General features: G+C 64.3%; 15 protein-coding genes, 1 tRNA gene and 2 pseudogenes. 5 read left to right on the plus strand and 13 right to left on the minus strand.

Annotated elements, in window-relative coordinates; all coding sequences use genetic code 11:
• Positions 1-62: 62 nt before the first annotated feature.
• Together obgE and H8B02_RS08485 are read right to left on the minus strand one after the other, a co-directional pair.
• Positions 63-1112: a GTPase ObgE gene (gene obgE, locus H8B02_RS08480; RefSeq protein ID WP_229165782.1), complete on the minus strand. Its 1050-nt coding sequence runs from the start codon at positions 1110-1112 to the stop codon at positions 63-65.
• Positions 1113-1213: 101 nt separating this feature from the next.
• Positions 1214-1693 carry a MaoC family dehydratase gene (locus tag H8B02_RS08485; RefSeq protein ID WP_229165783.1) on the minus strand — a complete coding sequence of 160 codons (480 nt, stop codon included), beginning with the start codon at positions 1691-1693 and terminating at the stop codon, positions 1214-1216.
• 166 nt (positions 1694-1859) lie between these two features.
• Here H8B02_RS08485 and H8B02_RS08490 point away from each other — a divergent pair, with 166 nt between their 5' ends.
• Positions 1860-2774 carry a DMT family transporter gene (locus tag H8B02_RS08490; protein ID WP_229165784.1) on the plus strand — a complete coding sequence of 305 codons (915 nt, stop codon included), beginning with the start codon at positions 1860-1862 and terminating at the stop codon, positions 2772-2774.
• Between the two features lie 204 nt (positions 2775-2978).
• Here the strand turns inward: H8B02_RS08490 and H8B02_RS08495 are convergent.
• From H8B02_RS08495 to H8B02_RS08510, 4 genes and pseudogenes are all read right to left on the minus strand, one after another.
• Positions 2979-3574, minus strand: a pseudogene (locus H8B02_RS08495) (GNAT family N-acetyltransferase).
• A gap of 169 nt (positions 3575-3743) precedes the next feature.
• Positions 3744-4013: a 50S ribosomal protein L27 gene (rpmA, locus tag H8B02_RS08500; protein ID WP_024583287.1), complete on the minus strand. Its 270-nt coding sequence runs from the start codon at positions 4011-4013 to the stop codon at positions 3744-3746.
• 92 nt (positions 4014-4105) lie between these two features.
• The gene (rplU, locus tag H8B02_RS08505; RefSeq protein WP_229165785.1) at positions 4106-4582 is read right to left on the minus strand and encodes a 50S ribosomal protein L21; all 477 of its coding nucleotides are present in this window, start codon (positions 4580-4582) and stop codon (positions 4106-4108) included.
• Positions 4583-4837: 255 nt separating this feature from the next.
• Positions 4838-5788, minus strand: coding sequence for a GlxA family transcriptional regulator (locus tag H8B02_RS08510; RefSeq protein WP_229165786.1), 951 nt, complete (start codon positions 5786-5788; stop codon positions 4838-4840).
• Positions 5789-5912: 124 nt separating this feature from the next.
• On the opposite strand from H8B02_RS08510, the gene H8B02_RS08515 reads away from it, so the two are divergent.
• Both H8B02_RS08515 and H8B02_RS08520 read left to right on the plus strand, forming a co-directional pair.
• Positions 5913-6716: an SDR family NAD(P)-dependent oxidoreductase gene (locus H8B02_RS08515; protein ID WP_229165787.1), complete on the plus strand. Its 804-nt coding sequence runs from the start codon at positions 5913-5915 to the stop codon at positions 6714-6716.
• Between the two features lie 119 nt (positions 6717-6835).
• Positions 6836-7993 (plus strand): ROK family protein, encoded by a 1158-nt coding sequence (locus tag H8B02_RS08520; RefSeq protein ID WP_229165788.1) that lies wholly within the window; start codon positions 6836-6838, stop codon positions 7991-7993.
• Between the two features lie 198 nt (positions 7994-8191).
• Here the strand turns inward: H8B02_RS08520 and H8B02_RS08525 are convergent, their stop codons facing one another.
• The gene (locus tag H8B02_RS08525; protein WP_229165789.1) at positions 8192-9055 is read right to left on the minus strand and encodes an alpha/beta fold hydrolase; all 864 of its coding nucleotides are present in this window, start codon (positions 9053-9055) and stop codon (positions 8192-8194) included.
• Between the two features lie 213 nt (positions 9056-9268).
• Between H8B02_RS08525 and H8B02_RS08530 the strand changes: the two genes are divergently transcribed.
• Both H8B02_RS08530 and H8B02_RS08535 read left to right on the plus strand, forming a co-directional pair.
• Positions 9269-9358 (plus strand) — tRNA-Ser (locus H8B02_RS08530).
• Positions 9359-9458: 100 nt separating this feature from the next.
• Positions 9459-9919 (plus strand): annotated as a pseudogene (locus H8B02_RS08535) (GNAT family N-acetyltransferase).
• Here H8B02_RS08535 and H8B02_RS08540 read toward each other — a convergent pair.
• The 6 genes from H8B02_RS08540 to H8B02_RS08565 all read right to left on the minus strand — a co-directional run bounded on the left by H8B02_RS08540 (position 9840) and on the right by H8B02_RS08565 (position 17950).
• Positions 9840-10232, minus strand: coding sequence for a flavodoxin family protein (locus tag H8B02_RS08540; protein ID WP_229165790.1), 393 nt, complete (start codon positions 10230-10232; stop codon positions 9840-9842). The pseudogene H8B02_RS08535 and the gene H8B02_RS08540 overlap by 80 nt on opposite strands.
• A gap of 200 nt (positions 10233-10432) precedes the next feature.
• On the minus strand, positions 10433-10843 hold the full coding sequence (locus H8B02_RS08545) for a hypothetical protein (protein ID WP_229165791.1): 411 nt from the start codon (positions 10841-10843) through the stop codon (positions 10433-10435).
• A 171-nt stretch (positions 10844-11014) separates the two neighbouring features.
• On the minus strand, positions 11015-12598 hold the full coding sequence (locus H8B02_RS08550; RefSeq protein ID WP_229165792.1) for an ABC-F family ATP-binding cassette domain-containing protein: 1584 nt from the start codon (positions 12596-12598) through the stop codon (positions 11015-11017).
• 137 nt (positions 12599-12735) lie between these two features.
• Positions 12736-14055: an Hsp70 family protein gene (locus H8B02_RS08555; RefSeq protein WP_229165793.1), complete on the minus strand. Its 1320-nt coding sequence runs from the start codon at positions 14053-14055 to the stop codon at positions 12736-12738.
• Between the two features lie 121 nt (positions 14056-14176).
• The gene (locus H8B02_RS08560; RefSeq protein ID WP_229165794.1) at positions 14177-15541 is read right to left on the minus strand and encodes a carbohydrate porin; all 1365 of its coding nucleotides are present in this window, start codon (positions 15539-15541) and stop codon (positions 14177-14179) included.
• Between the two features lie 33 nt (positions 15542-15574).
• Positions 15575-17950, minus strand: a complete 2376-nt coding sequence (locus H8B02_RS08565) for a glucose/quinate/shikimate family membrane-bound PQQ-dependent dehydrogenase (protein WP_229165795.1) — start codon at positions 17948-17950, stop codon at positions 15575-15577.
• Positions 17951-17964 lie beyond the last annotated feature (14 nt).

Here is a 17964-nt window from a genome sequence, read left to right on the forward strand (position 1 = left end):
GGTCTGGCAGGAAAGTGGAAGCAAGAGGCGCCACGAAGTGGCTTAAGAAGTCGAGATGCCGCTCAACCCTGCGGCAGCGGCGTCGCCCACGGTTCCGACTGAGCCTTGGCCTTGTTGGACACCGGCGCTTCGCCGATCACCTCGACCAGCGCGCGGAGCGCGTCCTGCACGCCTTCGCCCGTCACGCCTGAGACCAGCAGCGGCGTCTTCTTCGCCGCCCGCTTGAGGCGATCCTTCTGCTTCTTCAACTCGTCCGGCCCCACCGCGTCGATCTTGTTGAGCGCGACGATCTCGACCTTGTCGGCGAGCTGGCCTTCATAAGCCTCGAGCTCGGTGCGTACGGTCTTGTAAGCCTTGCCGGCATGCTCGCAGGTCGCATCGACCAGATGCAGCAGCACGCGGCACCGCTCGACATGGCCGAGGAAGCGGTCGCCGAGGCCTGCGCCCTCATGGGCGCCTTCGATCAGGCCGGGGATGTCGGCGAGCACGAATTCGCGGCCGCCGACATTCACCACACCGAGCTGCGGATGCAGCGTGGTGAAGGGATAGTCGGCGATCTTCGGCCGCGCCGCGCTGACCACCGACAGGAAGGTCGATTTGCCGGCGTTGGGCAGGCCGACCAGCCCGGCATCGGCGATCAGCTTCAGCCGCAGCCAGATCCAGCGTTCCTCACCGGTCTGGCCCGGATTGGCATTGCGCGGCGTGCGGTTGGTGGAGGATTTGAAGTGCGCGTTGCCGAAGCCGCCATTGCCGCCTTCAGCGAGCACGAATTTCTCGCCGAGTTCGGTGAAATCGTGCAGCAGCGTCTCGCGATCCTCGTCGAATACCTGAGTGCCCACGGGCACCTTCAGCACGATGGGCTTGCCGTTGGCACCATGGCGGTCCTTGCCCATGCCATTGGTGCCCTTCGGAGCCTTGAAGTGCTGCTGGTAGCGGTAATCGATCAGCGTGTTCAAGCCATCGACGGCCTCGATGACGACGTCGCCGCCGCGGCCGCCATTGCCGCCGGAGGGACCGCCGAACTCGATGAACTTCTCGCGCCGGAACGCGACGCAGCCGTTGCCGCCGTCGCCGGAACGAATATAGACCTTTGCTTCATCGAGGAATTTCATGATCCGTACTAGTTAGGGCAGGGTTGCCGCGGCGGCAACCCGGAAAGGCCCTGACTTCGGCGAAAAGCCTTAATTTTCGGGCCTTTTTACGGCCCAAGTAACTAGGCGGGTCTGCGCCGGACCAGGAATTTCTGCATCCCCTCCAGCACCAGCTCGCGGCGCTGGTTGTGCACGGTCGAGCGCAGTGTCACGACGCCCGTGGTTCGGCTGGGTGACAGCTCGATCACCTCCAGCGCGGGGTAGATGGTATCGCCGGCATAGACCGGTTTCAGGAACTTGCTCGACTGTTCCAGGAAGCCGATCAGCGACTCCTCCACGACATAGGGAAACAGCCCGGCGCCGGGCGCGGTGTGCACCAGGGTTTGGAAGCCGTGCGCAAGCAGGTCCGGCATGCCCCGCGTGCGGCAATATTCGACGTCGTAATGGATCGGATGGGTGTCGCCGCTGGCGGTCTGGAACGCCGCGAACACGGCCGAGGTCTGGGTCCGGCTCGGAATCACGAAGCGCTCGCCGAGCACGAAATCCTCAAACCACCGCTGCGCGGGGACCATGCGATGCTGGGTGGGGTCGAATTCGCTCATGGGGCGTTTCCTGCTCTGCTTCTTGAATGGCTGCCCTACCGGTAGCGCAGGCGCCGCACTGCGACAATTGGTTCGATCTGCAGCGGCCGGGGTTGTCCTGCGCAACGACGTCGGTAAAACCGGCGACAGACCGGCCCGACTCAGAGGCGGCGACAACAAGAGAACAATGAGCCTGTTCGCAAAACTGTCCTCCTACGACGATCGATCGGCGCGGCTCGCCGGCATCGGGTTGATGCTGCTGTCGATCTTCATGTTCTCGTTCGGCGATGCGATGGGCAAATTCATCGTCGCCACCTATTCGGTCGGGCAATTGCTGTGGCTGCGCGCCTGCGCGGCGCTGCTGGTGCTGCTGCCGATCGTGTGGAAGCGGCGCGCGGATTTCCTGCACCTGGAGCGCCCGTGGCTGCAATTGCTGCGCGTCACGCTGTCGACGCTGGAAGTCGCGGCGTTCTTCCTGGCGACCGTCTATCTGCCGCTCGCCGACGTCATCACCTATTATCTGGCGGGACCGATCTTCGTCACCGCGATGTCGGGCCTCGTGCTCGGCGAACATATCGGCTGGCGGCGCTGGACCGCGATCCTGGTCGGCTTTTGCGGGGTGTTGATCGCGCTGCGGCCATCGGCGCAGACCATCAGCTGGCCGGCGATGATCGCGCTTGGCGGCAGCCTGTCGTTTGCGGTGTTGATGCTGATCACCCGCTCGTTGCGCGCGACGCCCGATATCGTGCTGGCGACATCGCAATTCGGCGGCACGTTCGTCCTGGGCCTCGTGCTCTCGCCGTTCGGCTGGGTGACGCCATCAGCCGGCAGCCTCGTGCTGTTCTTCACCGCCGGCATCATCTCGGTCGCGGCGCTGCTTTGCGTGAACCGGTCGCTGAAGCTCGCACCGGCGAGCGTGGTGGTGCCGTACCAGTATTCGATGATCGTCTGGGCGGTGATCTTCGGCTTCGTGGTGTTCGGTGACGTGCCGTCCTGGGCCACGATCATCGGCGCCGCGATCATCATCGCGGCCGGCCTCTACATCTTCGTGCGCGAACAGCAGCTCGGGCGCACGGATTCCGCGATCAATCCGCCGGCGTAACGGTGCGGGGTGGGCAAAGGCGCACCCGCATAACAGCTGTCGTCCCTGCCTAGTGCGCAATTGCGCACGGGAGCAGGGACCCATAACCACCGTTGCTTGTCGTCACCTACGCTGGAGCCACAGCTCGTCCGAGCAACGACCATTTGTGGTTATTGGTCCCCGCGTTCGCGGGGACGACCACCATAGTTACGGAGCGGTCGAGCCTCAGCTCTCCCGCCGGGTCGAGTTGTTCCAGCTCTTCAGCGAGGCCCAGACGCCGCGCGACAGCCGGAAGGCGTCCACCGGGCTCGATGAGCCCAGCGCCTCGAAGCGGTGCAGCTCGACGCCGCTCCACTGGAAGCCGCACTTCTCGAGGATGTTGCGCGACGACGGGTTGACGACGCGGGCGCCGCGATCAGCTGGTCGAGATCGAATTCCTCGAAGAAGTAATCGATCACCGCGCGCGCGGCCTCGGTGCCGAAACCCTGGCCCCAATGGTCGACGCCGAGCCAGTAGCCGAGTTCGGCCGCGGTCTCCTCGCGCCAGTCGATGCCGACCATGCCGATCGGCGTGTGATTGTTCTCGATCACGAAGACGGTTTCGCGTCCGCCGGCGCCGAGCGCGCGCACGAAGTCGATGGCGTCGTCCTGGGTATAGGGATGCGGCAGGCGGCGGGTGTTCTCCGCGATGCGGCGGTCATTGGCGAGGCGTGCAATTGCTTTTACGTCCGCGAGCGTCGGCTTGCGCAATGTCAGCCGTTCGGTCTCGAGGACGCAAGCTCTTGCTTCGCGCAAGGTCGGCGTCGGGATGTCCTGCAACATGTCGAGCTCCTGTGATGCGACAATCGGTACGCAACGCTTGGAACGTTGCGCGCGGTCGAACCGGATCGCGCGCAACAAAAAGGGGAGGCCGGTCATCCCGCCTCCCCTTGGAGCCCTTTGCGACTCCGCCGGTTCAACAGGACCCGGCGGACTCATGTGTGTCCACCGTCTACTCGGCCGCCTCTGCCATCGGAATAACCGATATGAATGTGCGGCCATTGGCTTTGGCACGGAACTCGACATGACCCTCGACCTTGGCGAAGAGAGTATGATCGGTGCCCATGCCGACATTAAGGCCAGGATGCCAGGTGGTGCCGCGCTGGCGCGCGATGATGTTTCCGGGGATCACGCGCTCGCCACCGAACGCCTTGATGCCAAGGCGCTTGCCCTTGGAATCACGTCCGTTGCGCGATGAACCGCCTGCTTTTTTATGAGCCATAGCTCGTCTCCGACTTCGCTTTGATCTCTAGATCAATTCCTTGACGGAATCATTTCACGTTTTGTCACGCTTCAAATCTGAAAGCGCGACGATCACTTCTTCTCGCTCTTGGCTGCGGCCTTCTTGGCCGGAGCCTTTTTCGCGGCCGGCGCCTTTGCGGGCGCCTTCTTCTTGGCCGCCTTCGGTGCTGCGTCCTCGCCATCGGCGGGCGCTGCGACCTTTTCCTTCTTCGGCCGCGGGCCGACGGTCGGCTTGGCGTTATCGGCGAGGATCTCGGTGATGCGAAGCACCGTGAGCTCGTCGCGATAGCCGCGCTTGCGGCGTGAATTCTTGCGGCGACGCTTCTTGAACGCGATCACCTTGGCGCCGCGCTTGTGCTGCAGCACTTCGGCCGCAACGGTGGCGCCTGCCACGGTGGGCGTTCCCAGCACCGGCGTGTCACCGCCGAGCACCAGAACTTCGCCTAGCTGCACGATCGTGCCGACATCGCCGGCGATCTTGCCAATCTCGAGTACATCATTCGGAACGACACGGTACTGCCGGCCGCCGGTTTTGATGACTGCGAACATCGTTTGATTCCTTCGTGTTCGGTTCCGGCCTCGGACGGTTAGCCCGGGTCGGCTTTTTGTTCAGTCGCTATGGGTTATGTGTTTCGCGCGAAGGGAATGAATTCCCAAACTGGATCGCACAAAAACAATCGGCGCGAGAAAACTCCGCGCCGGATGGGCGGACTTATAGCTGCTGACGGCGCGGAGTCAAGGTAAAGCAGGGCAAAAACCGGCCAAAAATGAAGGGTTTGGCGTGATTTTGGGCCGGATTGGTCGTCAAGCCGCGGTCTGCGCCGTAGCCCGCGCGTGCCGGCGGATGGTCTGCGGCGGCTGGCCCAGCACCCGTAAGAACGCCCGCCGCATCCGTTCCCGCTCGGCAAAGCCGGTCTCTACCGCAATTTCGTCCATCGAATGGCGGCCATCGCCGATCAATTCTCTGGCAGCCTCGACCCGGAGCTGTTCGATCGCCTTGGCCGGCGACTGGCCGGTCTCGGCGCGGAAGGCGCGGCTGAACTGGCGCGGGCTGAGCCGTGCCACCTCTGCCAATTCCTCGACCGAGAGCTCGTTGCGCAGATGCGCCTTGGCATAGTTGAGGGCGTTCTGGACGCGGTCGGATTTCGGGTCGAGTTCGAGCAGCGCCGAGAACTGCGACTGTCCGCCGGTGCGGCGATGATAGACCACGAGCTTGCGGGCCACCGAACGGGCGACCTCGATGCCCAAATCATGCTCGATCATCGCCAGCGCCAGATCGATCGTCGCGGTCATGCCGGCCGAGGTCCAGATCGGCCCGTCGACGATGTAGATGCGGTCCTGCTCGACCTTGAGCCCGGGAAATCGGGCCTGCAATTCCGGGGCGAATTGCCAGTGCGTAGAGACGCGCCGGCCGTCGAGCAGGCCGGCTTCAGCCAGTGAGAAGGCGCCGATGCAGGGCGCGGCGATGCGCTGCGATGTCGTCATGGCGCGTCGCATATAGTCGATCAACTTCGGGGATGCCGGATGAAGCTCGTGGCCGGCGCCGATGAACAGCGTGTCGAAGCCGCGCTCGCCAAAGGCTTCGGTTTCGACATTGAAGCCGGCCGAGGATCGCACCGGGCCGCCATTCTCCGACAGCAGCGTGACTTCATAGAAGGGCGCGCCTGCGATCAGGTTGGCGACCTCGAAGGCGGTGATGGCGGTGAAGCCCATCACTTGGAAATCCCTGAAGATGACGAAGCCGATCTCCTGCACGGAACCCTCCGACCGAGTCTATGTCCTAAAAAGGTGTATATATGACATTTGAGACATGCAAGGGGGCCTGTAAAACCTGAGCAGCGGCCAAATTCGGCCGTCCAAGGTCAAACAGGAGACCAACATGACCAAGTCAGCCAAAGGAACGGCGCTCGTTACCGGTGCGTCGTCCGGAATCGGTGCCATCTATGCGGACCGGCTCGCACGGCGTGGCTACGATCTGATCCTCGTTGCACGTAACCGCGAGCGCCTCGATGGGCTCGCCAAGCGTCTTTCGCAGGAGACAGGCCGATCGATCGAGATCGTTGCCGCCGACCTTGCCAAGCGCGGCGATGTATCGCGGGTCGAATCCATTCTGCGCAGCAATACCGGTATCAACGTGCTGGTGAACAACGCCGGCGTCGGCGCCACCGCACCGCTGCTCGCATCCGATGTCGATAAGATGAGCGACATGATCGCGCTCAATGTCGATGCGCTGATGCGACTGACCTATGCGGCGGTGCCGGGATTCGTCGCGCGCGGCGGCGGCACCATCATCAATATCGCCTCGGTCGTCGGCGTCCAGCCGGAACTGCTCAACGGTGTCTACGGAGGCAGCAAGGCCTTCGTGTTGGCGCTGACCCACTCGCTGCAGCACGAGCTGAAGGACAAGAACATTCGCATCCAGGCCGTGCTGCCGGGGGCTACGGCCACCGAGTTCTGGGACATCGCCGGCACGCCGGTCGAGCATCTGCCGGGCGAGATCGTGATGAAGGCCGAGGACATGGTGAACGCTGCGCTGGCCGGCCTCGACCAGGGCGAGGTCTTCACCGTGCCGTCGCTGCCGGAGGCGGCGGATTGGCAGGCCTATGAGGCGGCCCGCCAGAAGCTGATGCCGAACCTGTCACGTCGCGCGCCCGCGGCGCGTTACGGGGTCAAGGCCGCCTGAGACCATTCCGAGGCCTTTGCGAAATTGCGTCCCGCGCCGGCCAGGTGCCGCAGCGCGGGAGCAACCATTTGAGTTCCCGGCCGTTAGTGGTGGGAATCTCGAGCGGGCAGGCAAGGCGAATGGCCGAAGACACTGGACTGACCACGGGCATCGCGCACCACGGTGCCGTGCGGCTGCCATCCGTCGACATCGACAGCTTCAACATCGAGCTGAAGGATGACGAGGGCTTTCTCGGCGATCGCGCCTCCAAGGGTGCTTTCCGCAAGATCTTCGACCGCTGGCGCAAGCCGCTGCGTAAATCCGGCGAGGACCCGTTCGGCGACGAGCCGTCGGACAAGATCAGCAAGAAGACCCTGGATGAGATACTCGTCGGTGACGACACCGAGGCCTCCGCGGTCGTGCACAGCGCGATCGAGGAGTTCGCGCAGGAGCTCGCCTATGTGACGCGGCGCTTCCTCAGGACCAAGGACTGGGCCAAGACCGAACGCATCGTGGTCGGCGGCGGCTTCCGCGACTCCAGGCTCGGCGAGCTCGCGATCGCGCGCACCGACATCATCCTGAAGTCGGAGGATTTCAAGGTCGACATGGTGCCGATCCGTTTTCACCCCGACGACGCCGGGCTGATCGGCACGCTGCATCTGGCCCCGTCGTGGATCTTCGAGGCCCATGACGGCGTGCTCGCCGTCGACATCGGCGGCACCAACATCCGCTGCGGAGTGGTCGAGACGCGCTGGAAGAAGGCGCCCGATCTCTCCAAGGCGGCGGTCTGGAAATCGGAGCTGTGGCGCCATGCCGATGACGAGCCGACGCGCGAAGGCGCGGTGATGCGGCTGGTGAAAATGCTGAAGGACCTGATCGCCGCCGCCGAGAAGGAGAATCTGAGGCTCGCGCCGTTCATCGGCGTCGCCTGTCCCGGCGTCATCAACGAGGACGGCTCGATCGAGAAAGGGGCGCAGAACCTGCCGGGCAATTGGGAGAGCAGCAAATTCAACCTGCCGGCGAGCCTGGTCGAGGCGATCCCGGAGATCGGCGGCCATGACACCGCGATCGTGATGCACAATGACGGCGTGGTGCAGGGACTGGCCGCGGTCCCGTTCATGCAGGATGTTGCGCGCTGGGGCGTGCTGACGATCGGAACCGGGCTTGGCAACGCCCGCTACACCAATCGCAAGAAAGACAACGGCAAGGACGACAAGAAAGCCGAGAAAAGGGACAAGGACGACGAGGGCGACAAGGGCGAGAAAAAGGCCAAGAAAGCCAGGAAGGCCGACGCCTGAGTCGTCGGGATTCAGCGATCGCGCGGTAAGGTTGATCGGTTAGGTTAAGATCGGGTTCGCGTTGCCGTTTGGGCGCCGGCCGCTACCGTGGCCGCTGTCGCTCCCGCCGACCGGCGAAGCCGCACTTCCCGGCCAGCAATATTGAGAAGCGGCACGGGACCGCCAGTTTTTGTCGCGTCCTGGCGGTCCCACCACTTTCTACTTCCAATTGATCCGCGCGAAGAAGCCGGCGATCTCGGCGGCGGCGCGGTCGGGGTCCTCGCGATGCGGGAAATGCCCGACATCGGGGAACATCTTCAGGTCCAGATTGGAGAAGGTCTCGCCCAGTCGGTCGGTCCAGGCATAGGGAAACAGCGGGTCATGCTCGGCCCAGCGGATGCAGGTCGGCACCGTGATCGGCGGCAGCGCAGGCGCTTCGCCCTGCATCATCTTGACGCGCCCCGCATGCGACGCGCGATAATGCGCGAAGCCGCCGGCGAGGTTGCCGGGCTTGAAGAAGTTGTCGGCGAAGTCCTCGATCACATCGTCGAACGCGGCCTTGCGATGGGTCCAGTCGTGCAGGAAATGGCCGATATACGTGCGGCAGGTCTCGCGGCTGGCGCCGACCAGCGCGGGCGCCATCTCCATCTGGTGGAACGACTGGTACCAGATGTGATTCAGCCGGTCGGGCGCGGCCATTCGCGGGCCGACGCCGGGATAGACGAAATCGAAGAAAAACAGCCCGGCGATGCGCGCGGGCGCCTTGCGGGCGAGCGGCTGCATCACCGCGCCGCCGACGTCGTGGCCGACCACGCCGGCCTCCTCGATCTGAAGCGCGTCCAGCAGCGCCAGCATGTCGTCGGTATGCTGATCGGGGCCAAATGAGCCTTGCGGCTTGTCGCTGTCGCCGAAGCCGCGCAGGTCGGGCGCGATCAGGGTGTAGCGGTCGGCGAGGCGCGCCATCACGGGCTTCCAGGTCAGCCAGAATTCCGGCCAGCCGTGCAACAGCAGCAGCGGCCTGCCGCTCCCGGTCCGCGCGACGTGGAACGCCGCGCCGTTGGCTCGAATCGTCACATGCTCCATCGGCCGCTCCTGCTTCTTTTGCTTCACCCGCACGCCGCTCGAGCCCGAACCGCGCCGCTAGCGCGTTGTTTCCGCGCGCTTTCTTGCGCCGTCCCGGTGCTTTCGTGGCGCGCGGCGACGGCGACGGAAATATTATTGCAGCGCCTTGTCTGTCCCGCCATCCTCGCCTAGAACTCGCCCCGACCGCGGGTGGCGCAAATCACCCGGGCCATCGGAGAGGTGGCAGAGTGGTTGAATGCACCGCACTCGAAATGCGGCATAGGTGCAAGCCTATCGGGGGTTCGAATCCCTCCCTCTCCGCCAAATACGAATAGATCCGAGCCCGCCAAAGTCATCCGGCTGTGCCGGACCAGGAGAACGCGACTGGCCGTGCCCCCGGTCGGCCGCGCGTGACGACCAGCCAATGACCCCTGACATTCCAGCGATCAGAACCGCTCGCCTGGCACTCCGTCCACAAGCGTTCGACGACTTTTCCGCCTATCACGCGTTCCTGGCCTCCCCCGGTCCACCGGCATGGGCGGGCCGTTCGATACCCGCGCGGCGTGGGGGATGTTCTGCCACGACCTGGCGTGCTGGCGGTTGTTCGGCCATGGCGCGCCGATGATCGAGCTCACAGCCTCAAAGCAGTGCGTCGGCCAGGTCGGCATCAAGCATGGGCCGCTGTTTCCGGAGAAGGAGCTCGGCTGGCTGCTCTATGACGGATATGAGGGATGCGGCTACGTCACGGAAGCGGCGCTGGCATTGCGCGACTGGGCTTTTGCGACGCTGAAGCTGTCTTCGCTCGTCAGCTACATGGCGCCTGACAATGCGATGTCCGCCGCAATGTGGAGAGCTTGTCGCCGGCGTGTGCCCCCGAATTGGTGAAGCCGGCCGCGAGCTTGTCCTTCCACCGATAGCCTTTGGACATCACTGCACTTGAAGTTGATTCCTGAAAGGCTTTGAAGGCCGCGGACGCGGCGCCCATGTAGGTGGGCGTGCCGAAGATCAAGGCTTCCGCACTCATCAGTCTGTCCCAGTTCTGCTCCACGCTCTCGACAGGCACCAGAAGCGCCTCCGCGCCATCGACATCTCCAACGCCGGACCTGACGGCCTCCGCCTGACGCCGGGTGTGGCCGTAGACGCTATGATAGACGATCGCGATCAGGATGCGATCGCCGCCAGTTCCGATATGATGCATGGTGTCCTCTGCTGCTGCCATTGCAGAAGCTAAGACAAGGCAGCACGTCGAAGCGTGACATGCCCCCCGAACCTTCGTCCGGAGGATGTTGCTCCAATTGACCCCCACTCAGGCTGGAGCGGTGGCTGCCGGCTACTTTGCATGGGGTTGTTTTCGATGTTTTGGTGGAAGCCGCGCTCTTCGGGGCCGCGCCGGTAACCTTAATTTTCCGTTTCGATTGTCGATAAAGTTTTATTGATTATCCTTGTGACAGTTGAGCGGCGTGACGAACCGCACGATGAGAGGCAACAGCCGAGTGGCTTGACGACCTCTCTGGAATCGAAGGGTGGGCAGAGCGCAGTGCCAGCCACCTTTCGGGCTGTCCGGCGGCGGCCGGCGGGGCAAATCAATTTCTGAAGTGCATCGATTGCCAGGTTGCGGCGCATATCGCGCCGCATGATGCTTCTCAATTGGGATGTTCCAAGATGGCGTACCCGCATGTTTTGATCGCGGTCGGTGGCGGCTTTTTGCTGCTGGCAGGCTTCGTCGCATTTGCCCTTTGGAGAAACGCACTCCATTCGACGGCGCGGATTTAGCAACAGGCGAGATTTAGTTCCGACGGCCTCGCTCATGGGGGTGAGCGTGGCTGGCGGATGGCCGCACCGCCGCGCGGCCTGACAGCCGAGCACCGCGCCTACAACCTGCCCCAAGGCGACGCGTGCTCGGCTGTTCACTTCCTGACCAAGCTTCGTCGTTCGAAACATTGATCGTGACGGCAATTCCTCCAAACCTCCGCATCACCTTCACGAAGCAAGATCCAACCTGCGGGTGATTGCGATCGCCTCGAGGAAGGTTTCATCATGGCTCACAACCAGCAGCGCGCCGTCATAGGCGCGCAGTCCGGCCTCGACCGCTTCCATCGATTCGATGTCGAGATGGTTGGTGGGCTCGTCGAGGATCAGGAGCGGCGGCGGGTTCACACCACCCAGAACGCAGGCGAGGCCAGCGCGGAGCAACTGGCCGCCGCTGAGACTCGCGACCATTTGCAGGGCTGCATCGGCGCGAAACATGAACCGCGCTAGCGCGGCGCGACAGGCGTTCTCGCTGGCATCCGGATTGATGCGCCGGAAATTATCCAGGATGGAGACTGAGGCATCGAGCAGGCTGACCGCCTGATCGAACATGGCAAAGCGGGTCATCACCTCGACGGTGCCGCGCGCCGCGGTCAGATCGCCGCTGACGAGCTTGAGCAGCGTCGTCTTGCCGGCGCCGTTAGGACCGACAATCGCGACGCGCTCCGGACCCGACATGGAGAAGGTGAGATCACGCAGGATGGGCGCGTCCGCGGTGTAGCCGGCATCGGCGGCTTCGATCCGCAGCACCATCCGGCTCGCAGGCAGCTGCGTTGACGGCAGTTGCACCGAGAACGGTTGCAGCACCTCGATGCGCCGGCGCGCCGCGGTGGCCAATTCGAGCGCCTGCGTCCGCCGCCGCTCGGCGAGGCGGGCGTTCTCGCCCCCGGTGTCCTCGCTGCGATCCTTGCGCAGCCCGGCGGCGATGCGCGGCAGATCGCCCTTGGCGCGCTTCGTCGCGCCGGCGCCATCCTTGCGCGCTTGCCGTTCAGACGTTTCCGTTGCCTTGCGGTCGATCTCGGCGACGCGCTTCTCGGCATCGGCCAGATCGTGTCGTGCTGCCGACAGATCGATGGCCTTGCGCGCATGGTACTGGCTCCAATTGCCGCCGTAGCGTCGGGCTTCCAGCGAGGTCAGCTCGACGATCGCATCCATGGTCTCGAGCAGCTCGCGGTCATGGCTGACGATGATGGCGCCATGCCGCCAGTCCGCGAGCAGGTCGATCACCACCTGGCGTCCCGCGCGGTCGAGATTGTTGGTGGGCTCATCCAGCAGCAGAAAGTCCGGTTGCGCGAAGGTCAGTGCGGCGAGGCGCGCCCTGCTGGCCTGTCCGCCGGACAGCGTCGCCAGCGGGGCGTCGAGTACATCATTCAGTCCGACTCGCGCGAGCGCGGATGCGATGCGCGTATCGAGCATCCAGTCGATATCCGCAAGCTCTTCAGTGCTCGCAAGGCCCTGTTCGGCCCGGCGCAACGCAGCCAGCGCACCGCGTGCGCCGAACAGATCGACGACGCATTCGTCCGGCGTCACCTGAACGGACTGATGCAGCATCGCGACGCGTCCCTGAGCAGCGACCGTGCCGGATTGCGGCGCGCGCGTGCCTGCGATCAGGCCGAGCAGCGTCGTCTTGCCGACGCCGTTCCTGCCGACAAGGCCGGTCCGTTCAGGGCCGAAATTGAGGTCGATATTGGAAAGGAGAACCCGGCCGTCAGGCGCGGACAGGGTCAGATGGGAGAGCGTGATCGATGCAGGCATGACGATGGATATCCCGGTAGGCAAGGCTGATGGGCGTTGCGGTCCGGATGAAATCCATGGCTGTCGGCATCCTCTCGAATTGATGTTGAACTGATGTAGCCGCGTATTTGGCCGGGATCAAGGCGCGAAGCGAATCGTCACGCAGCTTCGGCGAAGGTCCAACGGTCGGGATCAGGCGTATGGCCGATCAAGGCGAGACCATAGGCGATCGATTCGAACTGGTCCGCCGAGGTCAGCCGCGCTTCGCCGAAACGCTCGGCAAACAGGCGCTGCACGGCCGGCACGAACGAGGTGCCGCCGGTCAGGAACACCTTCTCCACGTCGCGTGCGGTGATACCCGACTTTGCCAGCGCCTCGTCCACAGTTGCGCCGAGCCGCTCGATGTCGTCGGCGATCCAGGATTCGAAATCGTCGCGCGTCACGGTCGCGCCGATATCGATGCCTTGCCGGGCAAAGCGGAACTCGACGCGGTCGCGGCTCGACAGCGCGACCTTGGTGTCGGATACGGCGCGGTACAGCGCAAAGCCGAGATCATGGTCGACAATGGTGATGAAATCGTGCAGCGGCGCCGGATCGATCGCGGTGCGCGCGAGCTGCTGCAACTCGCGCAAATCGCCATTGCCCCTCATCATCGCGAGCTGATGCCAGCGCGCGAGGCTCGAATAATAGTGATTGGGGATTGGCAGCACCTTGTCGAACGAGCGGTAGTTGGTGCCCTTGCCGAGCCGCGGCGAGACGATGTGGTCGACGATGCGGTAGTCGAAGGTGTCGCCGGCGATGCCGATGCCGGAATGTCCCAGCGGCTCGGCGCGCAGCACGCCGCCCTTGCGGGAGAAGCGCATCACGGAGAAGTCGCTGGTGCCGCCGCCGAAATCGGCGACCAGCACGGTCGCATCGTGATCGAGGCTGCGCGCGAAGGAGAACGCCGCGCCGACCGGCTCGTAGACATAGCGCGCATGGCCGGCGCCGAGCCGCTCGAACGCGGCCCGATAGCGCTGCATCGCGAGCTCGTCGTTGGGATTGCCGCCGGCAAACTTCACCGGGCGGCCGACCATGATGGTCGGCGCGCCGAGGTCGAAGCCTTCGCCGGCATGGCGCGTCAGGGTGCGCAGGAACGCCGCGAGCAAATCCTCGAACTTGTAGCGCTGCCGGAAGATCTGGGTGGTGTTGAACGCCGAGCTTGCCGCGAAGGTCTTGAACGACTGGATGAAGCGATGGATCGTGCGGCCCTCGAGGAATTGCTCGATCGCCCACGGGCCGCCCTCGGCGCGCGGATGCAGGCCGGCGCCTGGCCGGTCCTCCCAGAAGCACAGCGCGGAGACATAGACGCTATGCGTGCGGCCGCCATGGTCGAAGCGAACAGCCTCGACACGGCCGTCGGCATCGGACAGCGCGACCACGGTGTTGCTGGTGCCAAAATCGACGCCAATCGAGACGGCGGGCGGGGCGCTCGTCATGTCATGCTCGGATTGTCTGTGAAAGGGGGCGGACCTTTAGCGGCTTTGGCCGGATTTGCCAACCCTTCCGGACGTCGCAAAGTTCACGATCCAGCGAATGACAACGGCGTCATGTGCGGTGTCAGAAATTCGCGACCGTCTTCAGGCCGAACACCAATGCGTTTGCGTTCCTGCTGGTCCCGCCGGGGTCGATCACGTACTGGATGTTCGGTCGCACCTGCAGGCCGGCGAGTGGCCGGTAGGTGTAGTAGAGTTCCATGACGTATTCATTGCCCTGGACGGCGACGGGACCGAGGCCGGCCAGATTCTGCAGCTCTTCCGACCAGGCGATGCGGCTGTTGACATGGGTGGTGCCGACCGCAAATCCGATATCGTCCTCGGGTCGCAACTGGAAGGGTCCGGTATAGGTCAGGCCGCCCGCGATTTGATAATCGGTGGTGGCCGTGCGGCGGTCGGCCATGGTCGCATTGAAGAACAGGCTGAGCATGCCCGCGGAACTCACTTGCGATGGCCGGATCACCTGCTGAACGAAGCTGACATACGCACCGTAACGCCCGCGGCTCTGCAACAGTGGTTGCCCGCTGAGGACGGCCGGGTTGCCGTTGACGTCGGTGACCACATCGGGGGCGGTCGACGTGTCGTACCAGCCGCCGAACTTGTAACTCCCCTGCAGGTTGCCGAACTTCGGCAGCCAGGCGAGCTCGGCCGGGATGAGCAGGCCGGTAGATCCCGAGTAGAATACCGGAAGCGCCGACTGCGACACCTTCAGATAATTGGGATTGGCGTCATAGACGCCGAACTGAAAATAGCCGAAGCCCGGCAAATTGAATTTCAGCCGAGTGGCCCATTGGCTGACGGGCCAGTTGTAGATGTAGTTGCCGACGAGGTTCCCGGGCTGCGCGCCGCAGAAGGTCAGGTTCTGGAAGTCGCACGCGAAGGATGCGAAATCCTCGCCGAAGGTGATGCGTCCGATCTTCCAGTCGACCAGGCCGTCGATGAATTTCTGGTCGTACCAGAACTGCGTGAGCCGCAGCGTCTGGCCGCGTCCGAACAGCTCCTGCACCTGCTGCAGCGTGCCGAGGCGCGCGTCGTCGCTCAGATTGCTGCCGTTGCGGTCGGTCCACGTGACCTGGATCGTGCCGCCGGGCACGACACCGAGCTTTGCAAGATCGAACGTGGTGCCGAAGGTCCATTGATCGGTGTAGGCGACCTGCTGCCGCTGGCCGCCCGTTGCATTGCCGGCAAGCTCGCTGGTGTAGCCGAACTGAAAATCGATGCCGGCATTCAACAGCCGGGTTCGCGCGCCGTCCCAATCGCCGAGCAGCCAGGGAATCGGTGCCGGCACCGGATTGGGCGCTGCGCCTTGAGCCGTCAGGTCGGCGGCATGTGCGACCTCACCGCCAGCGCAGACCAACATCGCCGCGAAACCCAGCCCGAGACAGAGCGCTGTCGGATGCTTCGTTCGGTCGCCGGATGACGCAAGCATGACGACGCTCCCGGATTCAATGCTTTAACGACTTCAATCCTTCAACGCGTAGGCGATCACATAGTCACCGCGCTTGGTGCCGAACGAGCCGTGGCCGCCGGCCGCGGTGACGACGTACTGCTTGCCGCCGGCCTCGTAGCTCATCGGCGTCGATTGCGCGCCGGCGGGCAAGCGATCTTCCCAGAGCACCTTGCCGTCGCGCACGTCATAGGCGCGGATCGTGTACTCATAGGTCCCGGTGTAGAATGCGACGCCGCCGGCGGTGGTGATCGGCCCGCCGAGCATCGGCACACCCATCTTGAACGGGAGCGGCAGCGGCGTGGTGTCCCTGATCGTGCCGTTGGGATGCTGCCAGACGATCTTCATCGTCCTAAGATCGATGGCGGCCATCGAGCCCCATGGCGGCCGGTAGCACGGCACAGATAGCGGCGACAGGAAGCTCGAGATATCCACCCCGAACGGCGTGCCGTACATCGGCTGGGTCCCGACCTCGCTGCCGACCGGCTTCTCGGCCGTCGGCGCCGGAGGGTTTTGCGGGCCGCGCGGAATGAGCCTTGAGGCGAACGGCAGCGACATCGGATTGGCGATGGCGATCTGCCTGACAGGATCGACCGCGATGCCGCCCCACTCGAACATGCCGAGATTGCCCGGGAAGACCAGCGTGCCCTGCAACGACGGCGGCGTGAACGTGCCCTCGTAGCGCAAGCGGTGGAACATGATCCGGCACAGCAGCTGGTCGAAGATCGTGCCGCCCCACATGTCGGCACCGGTCAGCTTTGCCTCCGGTCGGAACGTCAGTTCGGAAAACGGCTGGGTCGGTGCGGAGCGGTCGCCGGGCGCAGGGCCCTGCGGCACCGGACGTTCCGGCGCCGGCACGATCAATTCGCCGGTCCTGCGGTCGACCACGAAGATGTTGCCCACCTTGGTCGGCTGGATGATCGCGGGAACGACGCCCTTCGCCGTCGTCACATCGACCAGGCTCGGTTGCGAGGGAACGTCCATGTCCCAGAGATCGTGATGCACGGTCTGGTACGACCAGACGCGCTTGCCGGTGTTGACATCCAGCGCGACGATGGAGCTGGAATAGCGCTCGACCAATGCATCGCGATTGCCGCCCCAAATGTCGGGTCCGTTGTTGCCGGTCGGGATGTAGACCAGATTCAATTTCGGATCGAACGAGGCCGTGATCCAGGAATTCGGTGACCCGTTGGTGTAATGGCGCGTCGGCGACGGCAGTGCGTTCTCGTCGGCTGCGGCGGAGTCCCAGGCCCAGACCAGCTTGCCGGTGTAGACATCGAAGCCGCGGATCACGCCCGAAGGCACTTCGACGGCGTAATTGTCGATCACCGCAGCGGCAACGACCAGGATCCTGTCGCTGACGACCGGCGGTGAGGTCGGCTCGAAGAACCCTGCGGTCTTGATCCCCATCCCTTGCTGCAGGTCGAGGATGCCGTGATCGGCAAAGCCGTCGCAGAGCTTGCCGCTGTCGGCATCGAGCGCGATCATTCGGCCATCGTTGACGGGCAGAAAAATCCTGCGCGGGCATTCGGCGGGCGCAGGACCGCCGCTGCTGTCGACGGCACCAGCCGCGGTCTCGTGATAGGAGACGCCGCGGCAGGTCATGTGCTGGAACGTCTTGTTGTGCACAAGCTTGGGGTCGTATCGCCAGCGCTCGGTGCCGGTCGTGGCGTCGAGCGCGAACAGCACCTGGTGCTGCGAGCAGAGATAGAGCGTGTCGCGAACCTTGATCGGGGTGACCTCGAAGGTGGTCTCGCCGGAATCCTCCGGTGTCGGCACGTCGCCGGTGCGGAAGATCCAGGCGACCTTGAGGTTGCGGACATTGTCGGGGGTAATCTGCTTCAGCGGCGAATAGCGCTGACCGAATTGCGTGCGGCCATAGGCGCGCCAATCGCCATCGGGTTGCGGGTCGGCCTCGCTCTGCTGCACGGCAGGACCGGCTTCGGCAATCGTGCCATTGATGTCGTGATAGCTCGACAGCAGCCCGGCCACGAGAACAGCCGCAGCCGCCACGACGCCGACCCAGAGTGGCGCGGTAGCGCGCGTGTAGGACACCGGCTCGTTTCGGGCCAGCCCGCGAACCATCACCGGTGTCAGCAGCCAGAGCGCCATCGGGAAGATGATGTCGCCGCGCGCCGCGAGCGGCCACCAGTCGAATTGCACCTCGTAGACGGCCCAGGCCAGCGTGCCGACCAATACGATCGCAAACAGCCAGAGCGCGGAACGTCGCTGCGCCAGCAAGAGCGCAGCCGTGGCGAGAATGCCGACGCCGATCACAATGTAGGAGATTGAGCCACCCAGTGCGGCGAGCCAGATGCCGCCGCTCGCGAGGACCAAACCGATCAAGGCGTAGACGATACCCGTGACAAAGACGGCCCTGGATCGCGGCATGGCTGCACCAGTGC

The organism is Bradyrhizobium altum (assembly GCF_020889705.1).
In the GTDB taxonomy this organism is placed as follows: domain Bacteria; phylum Pseudomonadota; class Alphaproteobacteria; order Rhizobiales; family Xanthobacteraceae; genus Bradyrhizobium; species Bradyrhizobium altum.